The organism is Bordetella muralis (assembly GCF_965139205.1).
GTDB lineage: Bacteria > Pseudomonadota > Gammaproteobacteria > Burkholderiales > Burkholderiaceae_B > Bordetella_A > Bordetella_A muralis.
Genome location: NZ_CBCSIU010000017.1, coordinates 99,217 through 122,364, shown reverse-complemented (window position 1 = coordinate 122,364; position 23,148 = coordinate 99,217). Strand labels below are relative to the sequence as shown.

The 23,148-nt window shown below is 57.6% G+C and carries 22 protein-coding genes; 11 read left to right on the top strand and 11 right to left on the bottom strand.

The window, feature by feature from the left end; translation table 11 throughout:
- Positions 1–123: 123 nt before the first annotated feature.
- Both ACNA0I_RS20750 and ACNA0I_RS20745 read right to left on the bottom strand, forming a co-directional pair.
- Complete coding sequence (locus tag ACNA0I_RS20750; protein ID WP_415807920.1) at positions 124–735, bottom strand: YiiX/YebB-like N1pC/P60 family cysteine hydrolase; 612 nt, start codon at positions 733–735, stop codon at positions 124–126.
- Positions 732–1,133, bottom strand: a complete 402-nt coding sequence (locus ACNA0I_RS20745) for a DUF4878 domain-containing protein (protein ID WP_179266627.1) — start codon at positions 1,131–1,133, stop codon at positions 732–734. The genes ACNA0I_RS20750 and ACNA0I_RS20745 overlap by 4 nt, the downstream gene beginning before the upstream one ends.
- 488 nt (positions 1,134–1,621) lie before the next feature.
- Between ACNA0I_RS20745 and ACNA0I_RS20740 the strand changes: the two genes are divergently transcribed.
- Positions 1,622–2,572 (top strand): DUF3829 domain-containing protein, encoded by a 951-nt coding sequence (locus ACNA0I_RS20740; RefSeq protein WP_415807919.1) that lies wholly within the window; start codon positions 1,622–1,624, stop codon positions 2,570–2,572.
- 49 nt (positions 2,573–2,621) lie between these two features.
- On the opposite strand, the gene ACNA0I_RS20735 is transcribed toward ACNA0I_RS20740, so the two are convergent.
- The 4 genes from ACNA0I_RS20735 to ACNA0I_RS20720 all read right to left on the bottom strand — a co-directional run bounded on the left by ACNA0I_RS20735 (position 2,622) and on the right by ACNA0I_RS20720 (position 6,413).
- Positions 2,622–2,948, bottom strand: a complete 327-nt coding sequence (locus ACNA0I_RS20735) for a DUF3325 family protein (RefSeq protein WP_415807918.1) — start codon at positions 2,946–2,948, stop codon at positions 2,622–2,624.
- On the bottom strand, positions 2,941–4,620 hold the full coding sequence (locus ACNA0I_RS20730) for a PepSY-associated TM helix domain-containing protein (RefSeq protein WP_415807917.1): 1,680 nt from the start codon (positions 4,618–4,620) through the stop codon (positions 2,941–2,943). Before ACNA0I_RS20730 ends, ACNA0I_RS20735 begins: the two co-directional genes overlap by 8 nt.
- 34 nt (positions 4,621–4,654) lie before the next feature.
- The gene (locus ACNA0I_RS20725; protein WP_415807929.1) at positions 4,655–4,942 is read right to left on the bottom strand and encodes an iron uptake protein; all 288 of its coding nucleotides are present in this window, start codon (positions 4,940–4,942) and stop codon (positions 4,655–4,657) included.
- 577 nt (positions 4,943–5,519) lie between these two features.
- Positions 5,520–6,413, bottom strand: coding sequence for a LysR family transcriptional regulator (locus ACNA0I_RS20720; RefSeq protein ID WP_415807916.1), 894 nt, complete (start codon positions 6,411–6,413; stop codon positions 5,520–5,522).
- Between the two features lie 323 nt (positions 6,414–6,736).
- Between ACNA0I_RS20720 and ACNA0I_RS20715 the strand changes: the two genes are divergently transcribed.
- The 7 genes from ACNA0I_RS20715 to ACNA0I_RS20685 all read left to right on the top strand — a co-directional run bounded on the left by ACNA0I_RS20715 (position 6,737) and on the right by ACNA0I_RS20685 (position 13,435).
- Positions 6,737–7,699: a tripartite tricarboxylate transporter substrate binding protein gene (locus ACNA0I_RS20715; RefSeq protein WP_415807915.1), complete on the top strand. Its 963-nt coding sequence runs from the start codon at positions 6,737–6,739 to the stop codon at positions 7,697–7,699.
- Positions 7,700–7,719: 20 nt separating this feature from the next.
- Positions 7,720–8,664 (top strand): tripartite tricarboxylate transporter substrate binding protein, encoded by a 945-nt coding sequence (locus ACNA0I_RS20710; protein WP_415807914.1) that lies wholly within the window; start codon positions 7,720–7,722, stop codon positions 8,662–8,664.
- Positions 8,665–8,703: 39 nt separating this feature from the next.
- Positions 8,704–9,498: a creatininase family protein gene (locus tag ACNA0I_RS20705; RefSeq protein WP_415807913.1), complete on the top strand. Its 795-nt coding sequence runs from the start codon at positions 8,704–8,706 to the stop codon at positions 9,496–9,498.
- Entirely contained in the window at positions 9,495–10,289 is a 795-nt protein-coding gene (locus ACNA0I_RS20700) for an HpcH/HpaI aldolase family protein (protein ID WP_415807912.1), read from the top strand. The genes ACNA0I_RS20705 and ACNA0I_RS20700 overlap by 4 nt, the downstream gene beginning before the upstream one ends.
- Positions 10,289–11,086 (top strand): maleate cis-trans isomerase family protein, encoded by a 798-nt coding sequence (locus ACNA0I_RS20695; protein WP_415807911.1) that lies wholly within the window; start codon positions 10,289–10,291, stop codon positions 11,084–11,086. The genes ACNA0I_RS20700 and ACNA0I_RS20695 overlap by 1 nt, the downstream gene beginning before the upstream one ends.
- Positions 11,087–11,089: 3 nt before the next feature.
- Positions 11,090–12,355, top strand: a complete 1,266-nt coding sequence (locus tag ACNA0I_RS20690; RefSeq protein WP_415807910.1) for a Zn-dependent hydrolase — start codon at positions 11,090–11,092, stop codon at positions 12,353–12,355.
- Positions 12,356–12,448: 93 nt separating this feature from the next.
- Positions 12,449–13,435: a hydroxyacid dehydrogenase gene (locus ACNA0I_RS20685; protein ID WP_415807909.1), complete on the top strand. Its 987-nt coding sequence runs from the start codon at positions 12,449–12,451 to the stop codon at positions 13,433–13,435.
- Here ACNA0I_RS20685 and ACNA0I_RS20680 read toward each other — a convergent pair.
- Both ACNA0I_RS20680 and ACNA0I_RS20675 read right to left on the bottom strand, forming a co-directional pair.
- Entirely contained in the window at positions 13,419–13,739 is a 321-nt protein-coding gene (locus ACNA0I_RS20680; protein ID WP_415807908.1) for a helix-turn-helix domain-containing protein, read from the bottom strand. The two genes, ACNA0I_RS20685 and ACNA0I_RS20680, sit on opposite strands and share 17 nt — an antisense overlap.
- Entirely contained in the window at positions 13,739–14,101 is a 363-nt protein-coding gene (locus tag ACNA0I_RS20675) for a type II toxin-antitoxin system RelE/ParE family toxin (protein WP_415807907.1), read from the bottom strand. The genes ACNA0I_RS20680 and ACNA0I_RS20675 overlap by 1 nt, the downstream gene beginning before the upstream one ends.
- A 315-nt stretch (positions 14,102–14,416) precedes the next feature.
- Here ACNA0I_RS20675 and mutS point away from each other — a divergent pair, with 315 nt between their 5' ends.
- Complete coding sequence (mutS, locus tag ACNA0I_RS20670) at positions 14,417–17,071, top strand: DNA mismatch repair protein MutS (protein ID WP_415807906.1); 2,655 nt, start codon at positions 14,417–14,419, stop codon at positions 17,069–17,071.
- Positions 17,072–17,121: 50 nt separating this feature from the next.
- On the top strand, positions 17,122–18,261 hold the full coding sequence (locus tag ACNA0I_RS20665) for a ribosomal protein uL16 3-hydroxylase (RefSeq protein ID WP_415807928.1): 1,140 nt from the start codon (positions 17,122–17,124) through the stop codon (positions 18,259–18,261).
- Between the two features lie 29 nt (positions 18,262–18,290).
- Here ACNA0I_RS20665 and ACNA0I_RS20660 read toward each other — a convergent pair whose 3' ends face one another.
- From ACNA0I_RS20660 to ACNA0I_RS20650, 3 genes are all read right to left on the bottom strand, one after another.
- Positions 18,291–18,743 carry a CesT family type III secretion system chaperone gene (locus ACNA0I_RS20660; protein WP_415807905.1) on the bottom strand — a complete coding sequence of 151 codons (453 nt, stop codon included), beginning with the start codon at positions 18,741–18,743 and terminating at the stop codon, positions 18,291–18,293.
- Between the two features lie 64 nt (positions 18,744–18,807).
- Entirely contained in the window at positions 18,808–22,074 is a 3,267-nt protein-coding gene (locus tag ACNA0I_RS20655; RefSeq protein WP_415807904.1) for a hypothetical protein, read from the bottom strand.
- A gap of 65 nt (positions 22,075–22,139) precedes the next feature.
- Positions 22,140–22,523, bottom strand: coding sequence for a type III secretion system chaperone (locus ACNA0I_RS20650; protein WP_415807903.1), 384 nt, complete (start codon positions 22,521–22,523; stop codon positions 22,140–22,142).
- A gap of 351 nt (positions 22,524–22,874) precedes the next feature.
- Between ACNA0I_RS20650 and ACNA0I_RS20645 the strand changes: the two genes are divergently transcribed.
- Positions 22,875–23,093 (top strand): endopeptidase, encoded by a 219-nt coding sequence (locus ACNA0I_RS20645; RefSeq protein WP_415807902.1) that lies wholly within the window; start codon positions 22,875–22,877, stop codon positions 23,091–23,093.
- The last annotated feature ends 55 nt before the right edge of the window (positions 23,094–23,148 follow it).

Sequence of the window (23,148 nt, the reverse complement as noted above, 5' to 3'; positions counted from 1 at the left end):
GGCTGGNCAAACTCGCTNCGCTCAAACATGCCCAGCCGACTGCCCCCCGCCNGATGAAGGTGACTCGGCGGACTCAACGGGCCGGCACAGCCTGTACAAGGCAGCCCCTGGCTGGCGTTGTGCTCACATTGCGGATGATGACTCTTCGGCCCTGGGCGAGGGGGTGAGTGGATGTAGTTTCTTTGATGCCAGCAATGAACTGGGCAATAGGTATTCGCCGTTCAGCAGTGGCAGATTTAATCGGGTGAAGGGCACATCGAGATTTATGCCGGCTTGGCGCCAGGCATTCCACACTAATACGGTGCAGTATGTACCCGCGGGATCTGCTACGCGAAAGGGTTTGCCTAACATGGCCTGCGCGTCCTGGATTGCTCGGGTGCGATGCGTCGCATCGGCGTCCACGTGATAGATGGCATAGCGTTTTGCGCGCTTGGCGTCGACGAAAAACGCCAAGGTATCGGACACGACGCCGTCTGGCCGGCCCGGTACCTCAGAGGGGGTTGCATGCAGCACGTGCCAGTTGCCCGGCTGACCGATCAGCATCCCCACATGGCTGAACGGGCCGCCGTCCACCGCCATGACTGCGTCGCTGACGGGCTCGGTGCCCTCGCGAAAAATCAGATCGCCAGGTTGCGCGGCGTCGGGCAGCACCACTTCATCAGCATAGGCGTGTGTCCATATCAGCCAGCCGCCGAGACACAGCACGGCCAGCCGGCGCGCGCGAGCCGAGCTCATTTCAACAGGATTTTCCAGCTGTCGTCTTCTTTGATCAGGCGATGGTTTTCGGTCTGTTCTTTGCCGTTCTTGAATTTGACCTTGGAGCGGACCGTGGCCAGCTTGCCCTCTTCGTTGATCTTTGACTCCAGAATTTCTACGCTGTCCAAGCCGTCGTTCGCTTGAATGCGTGCCTGCATTTCGCCCACGATCATTTGCACTTTTCCTTTGGCAGCCATCATCTGCGCGGCGGGAACGCTCGAAAACGAGATTTGCTCTGTGGCTTTCTCTACATCACCCTTCGCGGCGGCCTCGTAAAACGTTTCTACTGTCGACTCCGGCTTGCCACTGGAGCATGCCGTCAAGGCCAGAGCGAATACCGCCATGAAGAAAGCCGAAAATATGCGAGAGGGAAACATCTTCTTTTCCTTTGATAAACGGGAACGCGGCACCAAACGTGCGCATCGCGGCGAATGATATCCAGAATTTTTTATTCATGGCCTCGCACATGCATCAATTTGATGCACACGAATAACTAAACGTATCTTTACAGTTCTTTTGTTGTCATCCGGGTGATCCATCCCTATTAAAGGCGTACACTCCCGCCTGCCTCATAGGCTGACAAAAACGCCTTTAGGCGATGTGAAGCCTGACCGTCGATATGCAAATTTTTTTCGCAGCAAAAAAAGGCCATCCGATTGCGCATGGCCGGCCCGGTGTCTTGAATATAGGCATTGCCCTCTCTCTGTCTGATGTTTCACCATCAGTCTCTTGCGCAGGTCTCTCGCCTGTGCGTCACGGCGCGTCAATGTTCCTGACGAATATCTGAATACGACGGTTGTCTCGTTCCACCCCTACGTTCAATGACGCAGCTTGCCGTCGGGCCGGCAACTGTGTTGGAGTCTATATGTCTTTTCAAATGAAACCCCTGTTCGCTGCGCTCTTTGTTGCTGGCACGCTGATTCTGAGCGGCTGCAATGACGACAACAAGCCAGCCGCCCAACAAGCCGACGCTGCGCAAGTTTCCGCCGAGCAACAGGACATCATCAAGTACAACGCGTTCATTGACGCGGCCAACGGCAACTCGTTTGCCAAGGATCTCGCGGATCACTTGAAATACTACGCGGACGATATCAAGAATAAAAAGCCGCTGGCCAATTATTCGGTGGTGAGCACCTACAACATCAAGACCACGCGCGAAGAGTTGGACAAGGCCCTGGCCCTGCCCGGCGACTTGCCTGAGCTCGACGCCACCGGAAAGCCGCTGAAAGATGCCTTGGCCAAGCTCGAGCCGATCAATGCCGAGTTGAGCAACTACGCGGAATCAAAAGGTTTCCTGGCCGACGACGGCAAAAAGGCCCAGGAAAAAGAAGCAGAATTTGTCGCTGCGCTGACCGAGGTCGCCAAGACCCAGAACGCGTTCTTTGAGGCGATCGCCAAGCGTGATGAGATCAACACGCGCGCAGCCTTTGAAAAGGCTCCCAAAGACACTCTCGAGTATTACCGCGCCGGCCTGATCGTGTACGCCAAAGAGGCCGCCAATCGTTCGGATGCCTTCTTTGAAACGAAGGGCGAGCAGAAAGCCACGGACGCTCTCAAGGAAAGCCTGAACAAGACCGCTGAAATGGTGGACGGCTGGAACAAGAAAGTGACTGAAGCCAAGCCCGGCGGCTGCTCCAGCATGACGATGGCAATGAACAGCTTTCTGAGCAGCGGCCGCAACGCAATTGCACACGCCGCGCGCGGAGACTACCAGCGCGGCCAAGGCATGCTCATGGGTCCGATGCAAATGGACGTGCAGAGCTTTACCCAGGACTTCAACAACCTGATCAACAAGTTGAACGAACAACGCTGCTAAACGCATAGCGTGGGCGAGCGGGCTCGGGTTACCCTGGGCGCGCTCGCGTCTAGTTCAGCCCGGCACGAATTCCCGGCAGCAATATCGCCAACCAACGTGCGCGCCAAGACAGCGTAAAGGCGACCACCAGCGCTGCAGCGGCCAAAGTCATAAACCAGACCAGTGCCGCCATCGTCGCGTGATCCACCGCCAGGCACAGCAGCAAAGCCCCTAGCAGAGACAGTCCACCCAGCCAACGGAGCCGTCGCGCCAGTGCAGGCGAGCACACAGCCTCGTCATAGACCTGCGCCCAGTGCGCCTCCATCGCCAGCGCCAGCCACCCCATGCCGGATAGGGCAAGCACAAAGGCAAACAACAACGTCAAGCTATCAGGCATGTGCAGGCCCCGAGGACTCTGGCTGCAACACGGGCGCTCGTTGCGTGCGCTGCTTCAGTTTGCGAGCCGCAAACAAAGCGACCACTGCGCCTGCCAGCATAAACAAATCCACACCCGCCACCGGCCAGTAGCCCGCGCTCAACGTGCGCAGCAAGTGATCGCCCGTCGTGGTCCAGTTAAGCAACACCGCCACCACGGCCAGTCCCGCGACCGCGAGACACTGCTCACGCCAAGCGGGATTCAGCCGTCCCTGCGCCACTGGCGCCGACCGCCAGAACGCATGCACCATGGCGAGCGCCCAGACGCCCCAGAAAATATAGCGTTCCATCGCCTGCCGTTCCGGCCAGCCTGCTCCCATGGAATCAGGCAGCAATCGATTGGCAATCAGAATCCCCAATGTCGCCACCACCATGCCCGTAACCGTGGTCACCGCCAACGCATCCACCACTCGGGCCCCTTGGCTGCCCTGCTTGGCGTGCTGCCGTTTGCGTTTTTCGACAAAGAATAAAAAGCCCGTGGCGATGCACACGCACCCCATCAGTCCGCCCAACACATACAGCCACCGCAGCAACCAATGACGGAAGTGCTGCAAATGCAGACCTGTCAGAAACTCGTTGACGCTATCGACCGCGCTGCTCGGCGGATCCTCGCGCAGTAGCTCACCCGTGGACGCCTTGAAGTGAATCCCTTCGCCGGTCAAGGCGATACGATCCGTGCCGGCGCGATAGATACTGACATAGCCGTTCGCGTCACCGACGTGCCGCATCGCCAAGAACCCAACCTCTCCGGCCATGCCCTTTTCTGCCCAGCGGCGTTGCGCCTCGACCACCATCGCGTCGACAGAAGCCATCGGCGCAGCAACACCGGCCCGGTCATGCGGCAGTCCCGTTTCCTCGGCATCCAGGCGCTCGTGCAACTCATGCAAAGGCTCTAGCTGCGTATGCGTGATGGGGAAGTAAATTCCCGCAAAGATCACCAGGCCCGTAAAAGCAAAGAAAAAATGGAACGGCAACGCCACCACGCCGGTGAGGTTATGCAGATCCAGCAGGCTGCGCTGCTTGTTTTTATTGGGCCGGAATGTAAACAACTCGCGAAACAGCTTGCGATGCATGATCACGCCACTGACCAGAGCCGCCAACATGATCAGCGCCGCCAACCCTACGATCCAATAGCCGACATCCTTCCAATAAAAGGTCAGGCTGTAGTGCATGGGATAGAAAAAGCCGCTGCCGATCTTGAGTCTGTCATCCGGCAAAGACGCTCCGGAACGCGGATCAATGGTGCGCAACGCAAACACACGCGTATCGTGCTCTTTGGCGTTGGGTACCTCATAGCCGACGAACAACCCCAGCACGGGATCCCGATGCGTGGTGTACGCGCCCCAGACTGACGGCGTCGTAAAGTGCGTGGGGACAGGGCCATTGACCTTGTTGCGCAGTTGATCGATCCGTTCGGCCGAGGGCTGCATCGTTTCGAAAACAGGCTTGAGCACCTGATCAAACGACGGCATAGGCTGCGCCTCGAACCGCGAGGACGGAATCGCCCAGCGATCGATCTCGCGGTCAAACACCGACAAGGCGCCAAAGAAAAACACGATCATCAACACAAACCCGAGCACGAGGCCGAACCAGGTGTGCAACCAGGCCATGCTGAGGCGTAAATTCTGGAACATAGGAGACTCCGGTCTCTTTTTAGTTGTCGTCGGTTCAGATCAGCATGTGCTGAATCAAGGAAGCCGATGCCGTCATCAACCCGCCACCACCCAATAGCACCAACCACACGCGCGGCATGCTGCGGGCGGCAAACGCCCATAGAAAAACCACCAGGAACACCAGGAATCCCAGGATGTTGCACAAGTGCTCGGCGTCGTGAAACTCCATCCCTGCCGCAAACAGGCCGGCGACCCCCAAGGCGATCCCACCCCAGGTGAAGACATAGCCTCCCAGCAAAGCCGCCCCAATACGCCCGGCGATGTGAATCCGTTCTATCGTCATATTTGATACGCGAGTCTTGCGCTGATGCAGTATCACCAGCCCGCTGGGCAGCCCGCGCCCAGCCATCTTTTTTCAGCTAACTGTCAATATTGACACAAAACCGCATAGAAGGAAGAATTTTCTAAAGTCCGATTATAAGATTGATTCTTGTTTAGAACTCAGGAATTTTATCTCCCCCCTGCCCGCCGGCAGCACCTTCCCCCAAAAAAATGCGCCAGTGGATCCACGTCCTCGTATCACGTTTTCCGACGAGATCCCGCCTCCCGAACCGACGCGTAACCACGCTTGCCTGCTTGCCCGGCTCACGCCAGCGTGCATCTGTTGTGGTTAGCGTCGTTGAGTACGCTGGCCATTCCTCTCACGTCGCCGATCGCGTGGACGGTGCCGTCGCTACGGTGGTGGGCATACGGCACCGCGGCGCCGCTGGAAGTGGATGCGACAGCATTATTCGGGTCAGTTGTCTGGGCTTGGGGCTGGCACAGATGACAGCGCTGCGTGTCATGCATGGACGTCCAGATGGCGTATGGGCATTATCTAGATCAACGCCCACTTAATCTCTGCATCTCGCCAGTCGACTTCACTCCAACAGCGGATGCACGAACGGAGATCCACGCACCTGTTCGCAAGTGACTCGCACAAATTGCGCCACGAGTTGCGCCTGCCGCTGGTTGGCCGGATGCACGACGCCGACCTCGCGATGCAGTTGGTGCTCGCCTAGATCGAGAACGCGAACGGATGCCTGATGACGCCCCACATCTTTAATCGGCACCAGTGCGGCGCCCAGCCCAGACGCCACCATCTCCAGGATGGCGTCTACGTCCTGTGACTCCACCTGATATTTAGGAACCAGGCGCTGGCCCTGCAAAAAACGATCGACGACCCGTCCGCCAAAGGACGCGCTGTCATACCGGATGAAGGGCAACGTTCTCAGAATCTGCCGCCAATCATCGCCCCCGACATGCGCCGGGCAGATCACTTTGAATGGTTCCTGCAGTAAAGGCACCCATTTCAACTCGGGCGGCAAAGCAAAGAAAGGCTTTACCACGATCGCAGCATCGAGCTTGCCGTGATCGACCAGGGTTAACAACGGCATAGAGCCTCCCAGCTCCAGATGAGTACTGACATCAGGGTACTCACCGACCAATGCCTGAATGATGCGAGGCAGGTATTGACGCTGCATGCTCTGAATCGCCCCTAATCGCAAATGCCCACGCAACGCCGTGCGTTGGGACTGATCGCACAGCTCGTCATAAAGATGCAGTATCTGGGTCGCTCGCGCCACGGCGTCTGCACCGGCAGCATTGAGCTTCACTTGGCGTCCTCTGCGATCAAACAGCGATGTCTGCAAGGACTCTTCCAGGCGCTGAATCTGCGCGCTGGCAGCGGCCTGAGTCAAGCCGATGTGCTGTGCAGCGGCCGTAATACTGCCGTGCTTGGCGACGGCCACTAGTGTGCGAAGCTCTTTCAACATAGGCGCACAAATAATATTTGTGAATCACACAAAAAAATAGAGTTTTTCAATTACCTAATCTATATATACCATCTTCTCCAGGCTAGACGAAATTGTTCAATTTCCGTTGGCGCCTACCACGCCTGACGTGTCGAAGAATACGGACAAGGCAAAAGTTTTTGTTTGAATTCAAAAGCTTAAAAAATCACAAGGGGGTTTTAATCATGATGTATTTCCGCTTTCTCAAAAGAGGTCCTCATACAGAGATCCCGGCGCCCTCGCCGGGCTGATCATGGCCTGAGTGCAAGTCGTCCACTTTCACTTTCTTCCTATCCGGAGGGGCCATGCACCGCTTTTGCGTCTTATCCGGGCTGCTCGCGATCCATAGCGTGATCGCGTGCACACCGGTGTTTGCTCAGGACTTTCCACTTAAACCCATCACGCTGGTAGTGCCGTTCACTGCGGCGGGCGGCACCGACCTGACCGCTCGTCTGTTTGCCCGCGCATTGGAACGGCAATCCGGTCAACCCGTGACCGTGCTGAACAAGCCTGGCGCAGGTGGCGAAATCGGGATGAGCTACGTAGCCAGATCCGAGCCCGATGGCTACACATTAGGCATCATCAACACGCCCAATGTGCTGACCATTCCCATCGAACGGCAAGCGCAATTCGATCTCGCGTCGTTCGCCCTCATCGCCAACCTGGTCGATGATCCCGCGACATTCAGCGTCCATGCCGATCAGCCTATTCATTCCATTTCTGGCCTCGTCGAGGAGGCCAGACGCAGCCCGGACGGCCTGACATACGGGACAGCCGGCATAGGCTCGGCCGGGCATATCGCCATGCTCATGCTCCAACAGGCCGCTGGTATCAAGCTACGCCACGTCCCATTCAAAGGGACCGCCGACGTACGCACCGCATTGCTCAGCAAACACATCGATATTGCCACCGCCAACCTCAGTGAAGCACTGGCGTTTTCCCAAGGCTCGCCCTGGCGCACGTTGGGCGTCATGAAAGCGACGCGCTCCGCCACGGCGCCCGAGCTGCCAACGTTGGCAGAATCAGGATACGCATTACAAGCCGGCTCATTGCGCGGCATTGGCGCACCGGCGGCCATCACGGCACAGCGCCGACAGCAAGTCGCCGCATTAATAACAAAAGCTGCCAACGATCCTTTGTTCATCGAGGACGCACACAAGGCGGAGCAGGACACCAGGGTGATTCCCGGAGACGAGTACAACAGGGTGCTGCAGGAACAGCAGAAGCAATTCCAGGCCCTGTGGAAAGCATCCCCATGGAACCGTTGAACCCCTTGGAGTCCCACACCATGAACAAAGTCCTCTGCTGCGCCCTCGTTGCCTTGCCTGCACTCTGCTCGGCGGCCTACCCCGCTCATCCCATCAATCTCATCGTGCCTTTTCCTGCTGGCGCGGGTTCGGATCAAACGGCCCGCACGATTGCCGCCTGCATGGAAACCAAGCTCGATTCGGCTCGCATTGTCGTCCTCAACAAACCGGGCGCTTCGGGTGATATCGGCCTGACGGCCTTGGCTCGAGCTGAGCCCGACGGCTACACAATCGGTCTGGTCAATACCCCTGGCGTGATCAGCCTGCCTATCGAACGCAAAACGGCTTATACGCTAGAGAGTTTCGACTTCATTGCCAACCTTGTTGAAGACCCCGGCACGATAAGCGTCCATGCAGACAGTCCCATACATTCGATCCAGGACCTAATTGCCGCAGCCAAAGCCAAACCCGGTGAAATCACCGTTGGCACACAAGGAGTCGGCTCCGCGGGACACATCTCCGCGCTCTCGCTCGAACATGCAGCGGGTATCCAACTTTCTCCCGTGCCATTCCAAGGAGCCGCTCCCGCCAGTGTGGCACTGCTCGGCAAAGTCGTTGACAGCACGATGGCCAACCTGGGTGAAGCCATCACATTTGCCAACGGTAAACCCTGGCGCATTGTAGGCGTGATGGGTGACAAACGGGCCGAGCAGGCACCGGACATTCCGACGTTTCACGACGCGGGCTATGAGGTCATTGGCGGCTCGATGCGAGGGTTGGCTGGACCGCGCGGCATGCCAGCGGAGGTGATCGCCGACCTGAGCCGAGCCGTGGATGAATGCAATCATGATCAAACCTATCTCAGCCGCGCCAAGGCTTCATTTCAACCTCTGCGTTATCTCAAGCGCGACGAATATGTCGCCAGTCTGAAAGCAGTCGACCAGCAGTTACGCGAGCTGTGGACGGTAAAGCCTTGGCAACAGTGAACAGCTCCCTTTTTTCTTGCACACAACAGGCCCTGCATTATGCGAACAGATCAGCATCCCTACGATGACATCCGAGCCTATCTGGCAGAACGCGATACCGTCTTGATCCCTGTCGGAGCCGTCGAACAATACGGCAGCCATCTGGCTACAGGCACTGAATTGCGCATCTGTGAATCCATTGCGACCGAGATCGGTGAGCGTACAGGCTTGGCGGTAATACCCATCGTTCCCGTCAATTATTCGGCCATGTTTCTGGACTACCCCGGCACCTTGTCGGTGGAAATGCACACGATCGAATCCTATCTAAAAGACATGTGCGATGCCTTGGCCGGCCAGGGATTTCGCCATTTCTTTTTCATCAATATCCACGCGGGCTCACTGGGACCGATCGAAAGCGTTTGCCGCCATCTGCGTCGCAAATACGACGCGGTGGGTGGCCTGATCGATGTGTTCTCGATCATGCGCGATGTGGCAGGCGACAGCTTTCAGACGAAACGCTCGCCCAGCGGCCATGCCTCTGAGATGGTGACCTCCGTCGCATTGGCCAAGTTTCCGGAGCTGGTTTTCATGGATCGCGCACGGGCCACGGAATCGCTGCGCCCCTTCACTGCCGACGTCAAGACTGTCAGCAGTGGCAAAGTGTCGCTAGGCAAATCCAGCTTTGCGGTATTCAGCGACATCAGCGACTACGCCCCCATCGGCACACAGGGCGATCCCACCCATGCCAGCGCCAGCCTCGGGCACACCATCTGGGATGCGAGTGTTCAATACATGAGCGAGGCCGCACTCAAATTCAGCACTATGTCCTTTACCTCGGAAACCGCCGCCTCATGAAACAAAACCCACTCAAGCAGCTTTGGACTCAGAACAAGCCTGTATTTGGCACCTGGGCGACCATGGTGCATCACCCTCGCTTTATGAAACTGCTCGCCACGACGGGCCTGGATTTCGTGCTGATCGAAATGGAGCACAGCGACTTTTCGATCGCTGATGTGGCGACACTCTGCCTAGTAGCGCGCGAGGCGGGGATCGTACCCGTCGTACGCCCCGCAGGGTCGGACTCTCATGACTACACGCGTCCGCTAGATGCCGGTGCAATGGGTCTGCTATTGCCCAATATCGAGACGCCGGAGCAACTCGAACAGATCCTGCGTTACACGAAATACTATCCCGATGGACAACGCATTCTGAACATGCGGGGACCGCACACGGACTACATCAAACTGTCATCGCCCCTATCCCAGGCCGCGGAGATCAACACCAACACCGCCACTGTCGCCATGATGGAAACGCGAGTCGGGTTGGATAATCTGGACCGTGTCTGCCAAGTGCGAGGCCTGGACGCCATCATGATAGGCCCCGATGATCTCACCCAGGATCTTGGCATTCCGGGTGATATGCAACACCCGCTGTACCAAGAGGCCGTCGAACATGTCATCGCCACATGCAGCCAGCACGGCATTCCCTGGGGTTTCAGTTGCCAAGACTTGAATGCCGCCGAGCGTTGGATCGCCCGCGGTATCCGCTGGATGCCGTTCAGCAACGATGTCAACGCCCTGTTCAATACGTTCAACACGGCGGCCGCCGGCTTGAAACGCCTAGCAGCGCGCGAGGAAACCGCATAATGCCCGTTCAAACGCTAATGAAAACGACCGCGCAATACCGTCCCTATGGTTGGCGCGCGAAAATTGGGCTGATCGTCCCATCGACCAACACCATCAATGAGCCGGAGTTCTACCGTCTGGCCCCCGAAGGCGTCACAATCCACACGGGCCGTGCCATCAACGCAGGTCCTGCCACACAGGAGAACTACGACCGCATGGCACAAGGCGTGCTTGAAGCCGCCGATCTGATAAAGACTGCCGAAGTGGACGTCGTGGCCTACGGATGCACATCCGGTTCGATTGTCTGCTCATTGGACGAACTGTGCGATGGGATGAGCGAGCGCGTCGGCGTCCCGGCCATCGCCACCGCGGGCGCGGCAGTAGCGGCATTACGTGCATTAGGCGCCAAACGCATCGCAGTAGGTACGCCCTATATCGATTTCGTCAATCAACGCGAGCGCGATTTCCTGGAACAATATGGCTTTGATGTGGTATCGATCCAAGGCCTGGATCTAGGCCATACACAGGAAGAAAGGCGTGATATCGGGCGTGTGCCGCCACAATCTACATTCCAGCTGGCCCGAGCCATCGATCGCACTGATGCGGACGCCATCTTTCTATCGTGCACCAACTTGGCCACACTCGATATGATCGCCGCTATCGAAGACGAACTCGGCAAACCTGTCGTCACCAGCAATCAGGCCACGTTCTGGGCATGCTTGCGCCTGCTGGGTTTGTCCAACGCGATCCCAGGTTATGGACGATTGCTCACCGACCACCTGGCGCCAATCACCCGCGCAGATTACTCATTGGTGTAAGCCATGAACCATCTTCCCGATCCCGATATCGATTTGGCAGCCCGCCTTTTCGAGACCCTGCGTACACAGTCGTTCGACGGACTGGGCATGACCCGCGACACCTACGGTGCCGGAGAGCAACGCGCCCACGACTTGGTGCAAAACACGGCGCGCGAATTAGACCTGGAAACCCGTGTTGATACCAGTGGCAATCTCTACATCACCTTGCCAGGACATTATCGGGATCGGCCCATGCGGTTGACAGGCTCGCATCTGGACTCTGTACCTGCCGGCGGGAATTTCGATGGGGCGGCAGGAGTGGTTGCAGGACTGGCGGTGTTGGCAGGTTGGCATATGGCCGGCTACCGCCCGGAAACAGACGTTACCGTCATGGCGATTCGTGCAGAGGAAAGCACTTGGTTTCCCTACTCCTATTTGGGCAGCAAGGCCGCTTTTGGTTTGGTCGACGCCTCCGTGCTCGACTTACCACGCGCCGATACCCGCCAGACGCTACGTGAACATCTGGCCACATTGTCTATTGACCCTGCCGCATTCGGACGTGCTGCGCTACATCCCACCGGAATCGATCGCTTTGTCGAGTTGCACATCGAACAAGGTCCGACTCTGGTCGAAGCCGACATACCTGTGGGCATCGTTACCGGCATCCGCGGCAGCTTTCGATATCGCGACATGCGTTGGATCGGCGAATACGCACATTCCGGTGCAGTCAACCGGCGTTACCGGCGCGATGCCGTGCGTGCCGCGGCCTTATGGATGACCGCGCTGGATAAAACCTGGGCAGACCTTGAGGCTGCTGGCGAGGACCTCGTCGTGACAGTAGGCCAACTATCGACCAACCCGGCTCAGCATGCCTTCAGCAAAGTGGCCGGCGAACTGGATTGCTGCATCGACGTACGCAGCATTAGCATCCCCCTGCTCGAGCGGTTTGATCAATTGTTGCGCGATCACGCATTGGAAACGGCGCGAACCACCTCAACCGAGGTGCACTTTGGCCCCAAGACGGGCTCGCAACCCGCTCTCATGGACACAAAGCTGATCGCCCAATTGACCGCCATGGCTTCGGCCCGCACCATCCCTGCACTGACTATGCCCAGCGGGGCAGGACATGATGCGGCGGTGTTCGCGCAACAGGGCATTCCAACCGCCATGATTTTCGTGCGTAATCAAAACGGCTCACACAACCCTCATGAGGCCATGGACCTATCGGATTTCGCGGTGGCGACGCAATTGCTATCCGATATTCTCGCCGCTGACCACGCTGCTATTTAGTCATCAAGAGTCCCTGGTAGTGCCTACAGATACACAACGGCTCTCCTTTTTCTTTCCGGCATGAATGCCGGGATTTCTCGAGGCAATCCATCGATGAAATGTCTGATCGTCCAACCCATTCATGAACAGGGCCTGGCAATGCTGCGCACAGCGGGCATCACCTGCATCACCCCCAAATCTGCATCCATGCAAGACGTCGCCAATGCCATTAGAGACTGCGATGCTGTCATTACCCGCAATGCGGGCTTGAACACGCTCGCCATCGAATCCGCTCCGAAACTGCGTATCATCGGCAGCCACGGCGCGGGTACCAATGCCATTGATCTCGGGTCAGCCGAACGGCTGGGAATCCCTGTCGTGAACACTCCCGGCGCCAACGCGCGCTCCGTGGCGGAACTGGCCCTGTCGATGATGTTGGCGCTAGTCAAACGCACGGTGGCACTGGATCAGGCCGTACGCAATGGCAATTGGGATGCGCGGTATGAGCCGGGCCTGTATGAGCTTTCCGGCATGTCGCTGGGCATCGTCGGCTTCGGCCAGATCGGACGATTATTGGCGCGGATGGCAGCTGGTGGATTTGGGATGACGGTTCGCGTCTACTCTCCCTCGGTCGCGCCCCGTGAGATTATCGCCGACGGTTTCGAAGTCGTCGATAGTCTGGCGGACGTGGTCAGTCAAGTGGATATTCTTTCCTTACATCGGCCGTCTCGTGCGGGAACAGCTCCGTTACTGACGGATGCCTTACTCGCGTCCATGAAACCAGGGGCTCTGGTGATTAATACGGCTCGTGGCGATCTGATTGATGAGGAGGCACTCAAGCGTCATCTGAAGTCCGGCCAGATCGGTGGAGCAGGTCTCGATGTTTTTTCACAAGAGCCGCCCCCTGATGATTCGCCGTTACTGCACATGTCACAAGTCGTCCTGGCGCCTCATGCAGGAGGCAGTACGGAACAAGCCCTGGCTCGCACCGCGCGTGCCGTCGCCAGTCAGGTCATCGAGGTACTACAGGATCAATGCCCCGCTCATCTAGTTATTCCGTCGGTATGGGGACGGCGACGTGGGATCAGGCCGCAACCGTGATGCCTGGCAAATGGGCGCGTCGTGCGGGTTGCACCACGATTTCGACATGCTGGTCCAGTGACACCAGCGCTTGCATCAGCCGTTCGAGCGAAATGTTTTGAAGCTTGTAACGGCGGACTTGGGACACCTTCGGTTGTGTCATACCAATGATCGCCGCCGCCTCGATCTGACTGAGACCGCGTTGATCGATCAACTCATTGAGTTTAAGTGCCAGCGCAGCCTTAGCTGACAGCTCCGTGGCATCATCGAAACCCAGATCCAGCAGCACATTGTCGATACCCTTGGAATGATCGATACGAGTCATCATATTCTCCTGTTCGTCCCATAGCGGGCGAGCACTGCCTTTAACCGCTTTTCGATCAACGTCACGTCCGGTTGCGGCGTGGCGATCCCGGTCTTGGATTTTTTCTGGAAAGCGTGGAGTACATGCACAGCGTCACATATCCGTACGGTATAAACCGCGCGAAAGGCATCGCCCCGATGATCATCCACCAGTTCGTACACTCCGGAACCGAGCCCCTTCCATAGCTTGGCTGAATCTGGAGTACCACCCAACTGAGCTACAAACAGCGCCACGCCCATGTCCTTCTGCACCTCGATCGGAAATTCCTTGAAATCCTTTTTTGACGAACCTTCCCAATAGAGAAGCTTACGTTTCTGCTCCATTATTATATCCGTTCAGGTATAGAGGGTAAACTCCCCATGTCGGCGAGGCGGCATCGACAAAGCCCGGCATGTGTTCGTCGATCTTGCAGCACATACACACAGACGAGGGCAGCGCCATCGCCGAATCGCTCTTCACATATCACGGGGGAATCAACACGCAAGTTTGATTTGCATACCCGAGATCTTATTTGCGTCCAACCATGACAGCTGGATATTCAACCAGCCACCATTCCAAATCAGACTAATCTCCCGAGCCGGTGCTTACACTCGCGTCGCCTTGAGGCGTAAATGCCGAGGCCCGATACAATACCGGGCATGAATTCCGCACCGCAAAAATCCCCTACCGACTCCCTGGCCGGCCATACGCCGATGATGCAGCAATATCTACGCCTCAAAGCCGAGGCGGGACCGTTGCTGCTGTTCTATCGCATGGGCGACTTCTATGAAATGTTCTACGAAGACGCCGAGCGTGGTGCGCGTTTGCTGGGCCTGACGTTGACCAAACGAGGTGCCTCGAACGGCACGCCGATTCCCATGGCGGGCATTCCGGTGCACGCCATGGAGCAATACCTGGCCCGTCTGGTTGCCCAGGGTGAATCCGTCGCCATTTGCGAACAAATCGGCGACCCTGCAGCATCCAAAGGTCCAGTCGAACGGCGCATCGTGCGCATTGTCACGCCCGGCACTCTCACCGACGAGGCCCTGCTGCCGGCCAAAGCCGACCGTGCGCTGGCGGCTGTCTGCATCAGCGGTAAGGCACGCAACCAACGCGCCGGACTGGCATGGTTGAACTTGGCCAGCGGCGAGTTTCGCGTGACCGAATGCGCGCCCGCGCAGATCGAGTCGGAATTGCATCGCATTGCACCCGCCGAACTGGTCTATGCGGAAAGCGCCGAGCTGCCCTTGGCGTTCGACGGCGCTCGCACGCGCGTTCCGGATTGGCACTTCGAAAGCGATGGTGCACGTGCGCATCTGCTGGCGCATTTCAAGACCGATACGTTGTCGGGCTTTGACGTGGACGATATGCCGGCAGCCATCTGCGCAGCGGGCGCTCTGCTGCGCTACGCCGCACGGACGCAATCGCAGGCCTTGGCACATGTGCAGAGCATTGCCGTTGACCGCCCCGGCCAATATGTATTGATGGATCCGGTCACGCGCCGCAATCTGGAGTTGACGCAGACCCTGAGCGGCGAAGACTCCCCGACCTTGTTCTCGTTGCTCGACAGTTGCCAGACGCCGATGGGCAGCCGGTTGCTGCGACGCTGGTTGCACCATCCCCTGCGCGACAACGCACCGGCCCAGGCCAGGCAACAAGCCATCGCCGCCCTGCTGGCAGGCCGCATGGATGTGGAACAAACCTTTGGCGCGGCAGGTTTGTTGGAAACGCTGCGCGATGCGTTGGATGCATTTCCCGACGTCGAACGTATCGCCTCGCGTCTGGCGCTGAGATCGGTGCGCCCACGAGAATTGGCCAGCTTGCGAGACGCGTTGTCTGCCCTGCCCGCGTTGCGCGAGTTGATCGTGCCGCTGGAGAACACGCCTCGCCTCGCGCAGCTCGCAGCCCATCTCTCGCTGGACCCGGCCATTGGCGACCTGCTGAGCCGTGCGATTGCCCAAGAGCCGGCTGTCGCCATTCGCGACGGCGGCGTCATCGCTACCGGCTTCGATGCCGAACTGGACGAGCTACGGGCGCTGGCGGCGGACGGAGGAGATTTTCTGCTGCAGCTGGAAGCTCGTGAACGGGAACGGACGGGCATCAATAACCTGCGCGTCGAGTTCAATCGCGTGCACGGTTTTTATATCGAAGTCACCAAGGGCCAGACCGACAAGGTGCCCGACGACTACCGCCGCCGCCAGACGCTCAAGAATGCCGAACGCTACATCACGCCTGAACTGAAGTCCTGGGAGGACAAAGTCCTGTCCGCCCAGGACCGCTCGCTGGCTCGGGAAAAATGGCTATACGAGCAAGTCCTGGATGCACTGGCAGCGTTCGTGCGCCCGCTCTCGGAGTGCGCCGTCTCACTGGCGGAATTGGATACCTTAGCCGCATTGGCTGAACATGCTCGCCGTCATGGCTGGGTCGCACCCGAGTTGACCGAGCAGGCCGATATTTCCATCGAGGCAGGCCGTCATCCGGTGGTAGAGCGTACGATCGAGCGCTTTACGCCCAACAACTGCTCGCTCGACGCCACACGCCGCATGCTGTTGATCACCGGCCCGAACATGGGCGGTAAATCCACATACATGCGGCAGATCGCCTTGATTGCATTGCTCGCACGTACGGGCAGTTTTGTGCCCGCACAGCGTGCCACCATCGGCAAACTGGATCGGATTTTCACGCGCATCGGCGCGGCAGATGATCTGGCTGGCGGACGCTCGACTTTCATGATGGAAATGACCGAAGCCGCAGCAATCCTGGCAGCCAGTACGCCGCATAGTCTGGTGCTGATGGACGAAATCGGCCGAGGCACCTCCACCTATGATGGCTTGGCATTGGCATGGGCGATTGCGCTGCGTCTGATCACGCACAACCAGGCACTGACCCTGTTCGCCACGCACTATTTTGAATTGACACGTCTGCCTGCGGAACAACCCACCGCCGCCAACGTGCACTTGGCCGCCGCCGAATCCGCGGGAGGCATTGTGTTCCTGCATGAGGTCCGCGAGGGCCCTGCCAGTCGCAGCTACGGGATTCAAGTCGCCCAGCGAGCCGGGATTCCCGCAGCGGTCATTCGCCATGCCTCACGCGAACTGGAACGCCTGGAAGCCCAAGGCGCCCCTACGCCGCAACTGGGTTTATTCGCCGCTGCCCTGGACGCCGACGCGCAAGCCAACGCCGCCAGCGATCGTTCCGAGCAATCGGCGGCGTTGGACACGTTGCGTGACGAACTGGCCCACATCGATCCCGACAGCCTGACGCCGCGCGAAGCGTTGGAAGCCCTTTATCGTCTCAAAGCCTGCCTACCGTGAACATCAACGAACCCTTGACTCTGCTTGGCGGCATCAGCGCCGCCGACTTCATGCGTCGCTTCTGGCAGCGCAAGCCGTTGCTGATCCGGCAGGCGATTCCGAATTTCAAACCGCCCGTCAGCATTGCGAATGTGAAAAAGCTGGCGCGCCGCGATGATGTGGAATCACGCCTGATCTGGCGCGAAGACGGCACCTGGCAAATGGAAAACGGCCCCTTTGCGCGCCTGCCCAAACCCGCGGAGCCGGACTGGACGCTGCTCGTGCAAAGCGTGGATCTGCACGACGATGCCGCCACGGCGTTGTTGCAGTTGTTCCGTTTCATTCCGGATGCACGCCTGGATGATGTCATGATCAGCGTGGCCTCGGATGGCGGCGGCGTGGGACCGCATTTCGATAGTTACGATGTTTTCTTGCTGCAAGCCTCGGGGCGCCGCCGTTGGCGCTATGGCCGGCAGAAGGATCTTTCCTTGCAGCCGGACCTGCCGCTAAAGATATTGCAGAACTTCACGCCTGAGCACGATGTCATCCTGGAACCGGGCGACATGCTGTATTTGCCGCCACAGGCAGCACACGATGGCGTTGCCGTCGGCGGTGACTGCATGACGATTTCGATCGGGTTTCGGGCGCCTACGCAGGCCATTTTGGCGCGAGGCCTGCTCGAGGCGGCAGCGGACCAGGCCATGGCTCGCGTCGGATTGCTGGGAGGCCCCTATGGTGAACCGGCGCTACCTGGCCCAAAGCTGGATGCGCTATATCGTGACCCCGGCCAACCTGCCGTCGAAACACCTGCCGCCCTGCCCGACGGTTTGGTACAAGCAACGTTGGATACCTTGGCCAAGGTCCGTTTCGATGATGCACTAGCCTCACGTTTTCTAGGATGCTGGCTGACCGAGCCCAGCAACCTCAGCGTCTTTGAACCCGCTGACGGCCCGCTCGTCGACCTGGCAACAGAATGGCCAGAGAACGGCTATTTGGAACTGGATCGCCGCAGCCGCATGCTATATCGCGGCAAGCAGCTATTCATCAACGGCGAGACGGCCACTGTCGCTGCGCACCCTGCATTGCGTGCCCTGGCCGATGCGCGCCAACTGCAATGCAACGACCCACGCTGCAGCAAGCTGGGCGAGGATGAACGTGAATGTCTGACGGATTGGCTGGATGCCGGTTGGCTGCATTATCGGCAGGTCTAAGCCGCCGGCAACCGTGCCGAAAGGTTCAATCAAGCTACGATTATCTCGCGGTCGACGTCACCGTCAGACTCGACACCCAGGTCGCCGTCGGCTCGTTCGGGAAAGAACAACCGCAGTTTCACCAGACGCCACGCCTCGATAAAGTCCTCCATGCGGCTGACCACATCATCATGGGACATCCGCGCTACAGGCAGACGATGAACGAGAAACATTGGCCCATAGCGGTCAGTCAGCGCGATAGCCCCGAGATCGCGCATGTGCAACAGAAAGTTCATGTACAGGCAGACTTGCGGATTCAGCGCCTCCATCTGACCTTCGTCGGCTAATAGGGCGCTGATCATCCACGCCCCCCGGTCCACGTCGTTCGTGATACAGAGGATAAGGGCGTCGTCCAGCGCGATGGTACAGACGCCCTCGTCGAAGGAGAGCGGCAAACCCAAGGTCGCGCTCAACTGCTTGAGGTGCGCTTCAGAGCTCGTCATTGCATTCATGCTCATGGTTTCAATCAGTATCCTGAATCGAGACGGCGACGCGGCTGCACGCTCATCACGGCCGCATGAGGCCATTGAGATCATATTGGGCGCCATGCCGGCGCCGCTGCATCAGCAACTCATCCAGGTTCTGTAGTGCAGTCCGCGGTTGGGGCGAAACTTCCTTCACCGATGGCGGTGTTTTTTCATGCAGCTTGAATCCAGTACGAGCAAAACCAACACGGAAGCTATCGTACCGGCCACGAGACAGTACCTGTGGATCAGAAAAGTTGTAACGGTCAGGAATGATGCTGGACGTTGAGGCGAGCTTTATCCCTTCGATATTCACACCCGCCAGCCACATCATGCTGCGCACCCAATCCGCACAATTCCCCGCCCGCACGGCAAGGCGGCCTTTTTCATCGGTCGCGGTAAAGCCGTCCGCCCCCTTGATCATTTCAGCGCTGCGTATGTTGTACCGGCTCTCCAGGGCGGCTGCCAGTTCGGCGAGCGCTTCGTCGCTCATCGGAACGGGAACTCCGGGTAGCTCGCCACCGAAATTCCTGATGCGAATTTTGGCCAGATCTTCGTCGGAATTCTTTGCTCGGATTCCGGCCACAACTTCGTCGGGATTCTTGGCGCGAACCACTGACGGCGGTGGTAGCGAGTCGCGTACTATTCTCTCGGCCTCTACTGCCAATCTGATGTTGTCCTCCAGGGACGTTGGCGCTGTTTTCAGGTTATCAATATAGTCATTGAGCCGTTCGGCGTCGGTCAAAAATACATCTCTAAGCCGATCCGCCGTCCAGCTCTTGCGCCAGCCGGCCGGCTTCAACTCGCCAAGTCGGGCGGCAAGCGGCTCAAAGTCCTGCGTTGTCAACGCCTCTGAAAGCGAGTTGTGCTCAGACGTCGGCTGACGAGCTGCCTTTTCTCGGATGCGCGCCATGATCAAGTCAACTCGACGAGGATCGGATGAGGCGAGCTTTTCCTGCTGGGTCGCAATAGCGTCCTTTACGAACTGCTCATATATGGCTTCGAAGGAACCATTCTTCTTATACCTCTTGAGTTCGTCCGAACTGGGGGTGGCCTCCCAATTGTCGGGTCTGAGTTTTCGCATCGCGGCAGCAAGCCTGTCGTTCGCGCTTTGCCAATACTCGTTCGCGATAGTCTTGGACACTTCCCGCATCTGTAGTTCTTTCCGAACCGCCTTGAGATCCAACTCCAAGGTTTCGATGTTCGATAGTTTCTCAATTTTGTGAGACAGCTGATGAATGATACGTTGGTTATTCCAAAGGCCCGCCAACAAACCATTGACCTTGGGTAGGGAAAGCTTCTCAAGCTGCTCGCGCTCGCTAGCTGAAAGTCCCTTGCCGTCCTCCAGCAACCCTTTAACGCTGTGTCTGAAACGATGGGCTTCTTGTCTAACGCGGCTCTCCAGATCTGTTCGCTTTACTCGTGCCTTGTCTGTAGCGACGTATGCTTCCTCTACGGTTCCGATTCGCTCCCTCATAGTCCCGAGAGCCCTGCGCATTGGCGTGTCGGCAGGCTGACTCTGCAGCGGCTCGAGCGATAGTCCCCCAAGGAGCCCCTGAGCGCGAAGCGATTGAAGTACCTCCGGGCACCATGGCCTCTCTACGGGGACGGCTGCAGCTTGCGCGGGAGCTGCAGCTTGGGCAGCGGCTGCAGCCTGGATGGCGACCGCTTCCTTGCTGTCGAGTTTCGTTTCGGCGAAATGATCCAACAGCATTTGGATGCGAACGAGCTCCTGCATGGCACTGGCCTGCTTATGTTGGTAGCTCTTGAGCTCCTTGCTCAACTCTTCCGTGGAAGCATTCCTGCCGTAAAGATGATAGAAGGGCACATCATTCGGCTCTTCCTTTATCTCACTTTCACGCAGGATTTTCGCGGTCTCGATGATTTTTTTTATCTCTATCATCGGCAAACGTATGCTGGTGACATCCTTCATTTTTCCGCTCCCCATGCCCAACAGGTTGGTAGGAACAGATTTACCGATTTTCAGATCTGCCGCTGAAATAACCGTCGGATTAGTCATTTCATACTCAGCCTCTCCGTTCATGCTCCGAGTCACAGTCCCCTCCGCGAATCTGATCGTCCCACGGAACAGCGACTCATCCGTGAGCTTCTCAAACAAAGACGGGGCTGGCCGTAACGGGTCCGCTATGTAAGAAAAATCGAGTTTGGTAAGCTTCCACACATGCATTTCGGGATCCAATGTCTCGATATACATGGCTGCGTGCCGAGGGCTCTCAGTGATCAAATGAATAACACCCGCGTCCTTCTCGAGGGTGAATCCCGAGTAGCGAGAGTGGGCGGGGTCTCCCGCACTAGCTCCGAACATCTCATTAAACGGTCTTTCGGCACGGCCTACGGTCGACCGATTTTTGAAAGCCAATCGCTCTAACGCTTGAAAGTCGTTTTTCGTGAGATCACAGAGCCGTCCGGTCTTCTTGTCAATTAATCTGCTTTCTACGTATTTACTGACGAGTCGATCGAAGGCCACCTCTTTGGTACTGACTGCGTCCACGCTACCATTTCGAAAATAGGCCAGCTTAAGCGATGCCAGGCAGTGCGCCAGAGTTCTCTCGGCCACGCTTTCCTCAGTGGGAACGCTTCCCTGAGGAGCAAGCATCAGACGTGTTACGCTACGCCTAGCCTCAATAGCGCCTTGATTTCCCTGACTCGACATGTCGCTGTTCGTAGTAAGGCGAATGACCTCTGATCCGGTCTGACACCGCCGTAGCAGAGCCTTATAGTCTTTCAAAGGATCGAAATTCTGAGCGTCTGACACACGGCCGCCCGTGGATTGCGGACGATAGCGTCTCAGTCCGCTCATCGTGATGGATGCAATTTGGAGTTCGGCCTTGCTTTTGAGCTCGGCAATCTTCCTGGGCGTGAGGAATGCGCCCTTTTGAGAGGCAAGGAGATCAATCTCCGCTTCGATCCGTGCGATGGCAGCGAGTCGGACCACTACGATCGACGCCATTGTTTGATCGGTGCCACGGAACGATCCCTTTTTTTCTGCGCTACTGATTTCAGAATTTAATATAGAGGCGTATTGCTCCGCCTCATCGTCTATAAACGGAATGTCCAGATACTTTTCCCGAAGCTCGGATTTGAGTTGCTTGAACAGTTCTTGCTGCTGATCTAACGTCGACGCCGTGTGAACACGGTAGCCAAGCCAGCCCCAGAAACCCCATGCTGAAACGGTAGATCGTGTGCCGAACTCATTGCTTTGGGAGTTGTTGTCCGAGGACGTTTGCGCAACCACCGCGTCGTTCAGGGCATCTTGGGAAAAGGTTGTAGAAAGTAGTTTGCCGACCATCTCGACACTCCATTGCTTTAATAGAATCACTCGGCGGCATATCGCTCGGACAGGCCGCCCATTAATCAATAAGCTCGCAATCGTTGTTGCCAATTGACGGCAACTTCGCAAAATGTCTTGAGAAGAGGCAAAAAGTCATCTGGACTATGGACGCCGGTAGGGACACTCTTGAAAAGGCATACCACAGGATCATCCGGCCGCAGGGCGAGCACAGCGCCTTCCGTGCCGGCCCCGAGAAAATTGGCGTGCCCCATGTCCTGCAGAAACGCGTCACCACTGGGTGCGCCGCCTAGCTCCGTATACAAGAGCACCGTCTCGATGCTGGAAGTCTCCAGACTGACTGTGACCTGCTGATCGCTCTCGAGCGTAAGATAGAGGACGGCACTGTCCTCAGGTTGAGGGGCGCCTAAAAGGCGTGCGAGTTCCCTCAGAAAGAGTTGCCCACTCATTTGCATCGTCCGCTCCGGATGCGTGATTGAGATACTTAATTGTGATTGTGAGTGGCAGCATGAAATTTAAAGTTCCAACTGGAACTCGAGAGCGGGCCTGTCTGTGCACAAATCCTACAGAAAGAAATTCGTATCTATCTCCCACAGACTACGGACGAGAGGAAGCGTTTGAAACATTAAGAAATACCCAACACGCATCAGTAAAGCTTGTTACATTTCAGATGCCACCGCTTTAATTTTTACACGCCAGCATTCGCCTGATTCCTGTAGCCTGACTACTGGTTTCCCCTAATGGGATTCTGATTTCCCCGACTTGGGGCCGCATGATCGTCATTTCACAGGAGTCTCAACATGATCAGCAAAACCTTGATTCTTGCTTCGGTATTGGCCGTAGCGCTGACCGCTTGCGACAAGAAGGAAGACACCTCGAGCCCCGCCGGCTCGGCACCGTCGACCACGGCACCGGCACCTACGACCCCCGCACCCACGGCACCTACGCCCGCTCCGGACAGCTCGACCACGACGCCGTCGACCCCGGGCACCTCGACCACGCCTGGATCGGGTGGCTAAGTCCCCCGTCTGGTGAGATTCGCCAGACATGAAAAAGGGNTGCGGCGATTGCCGC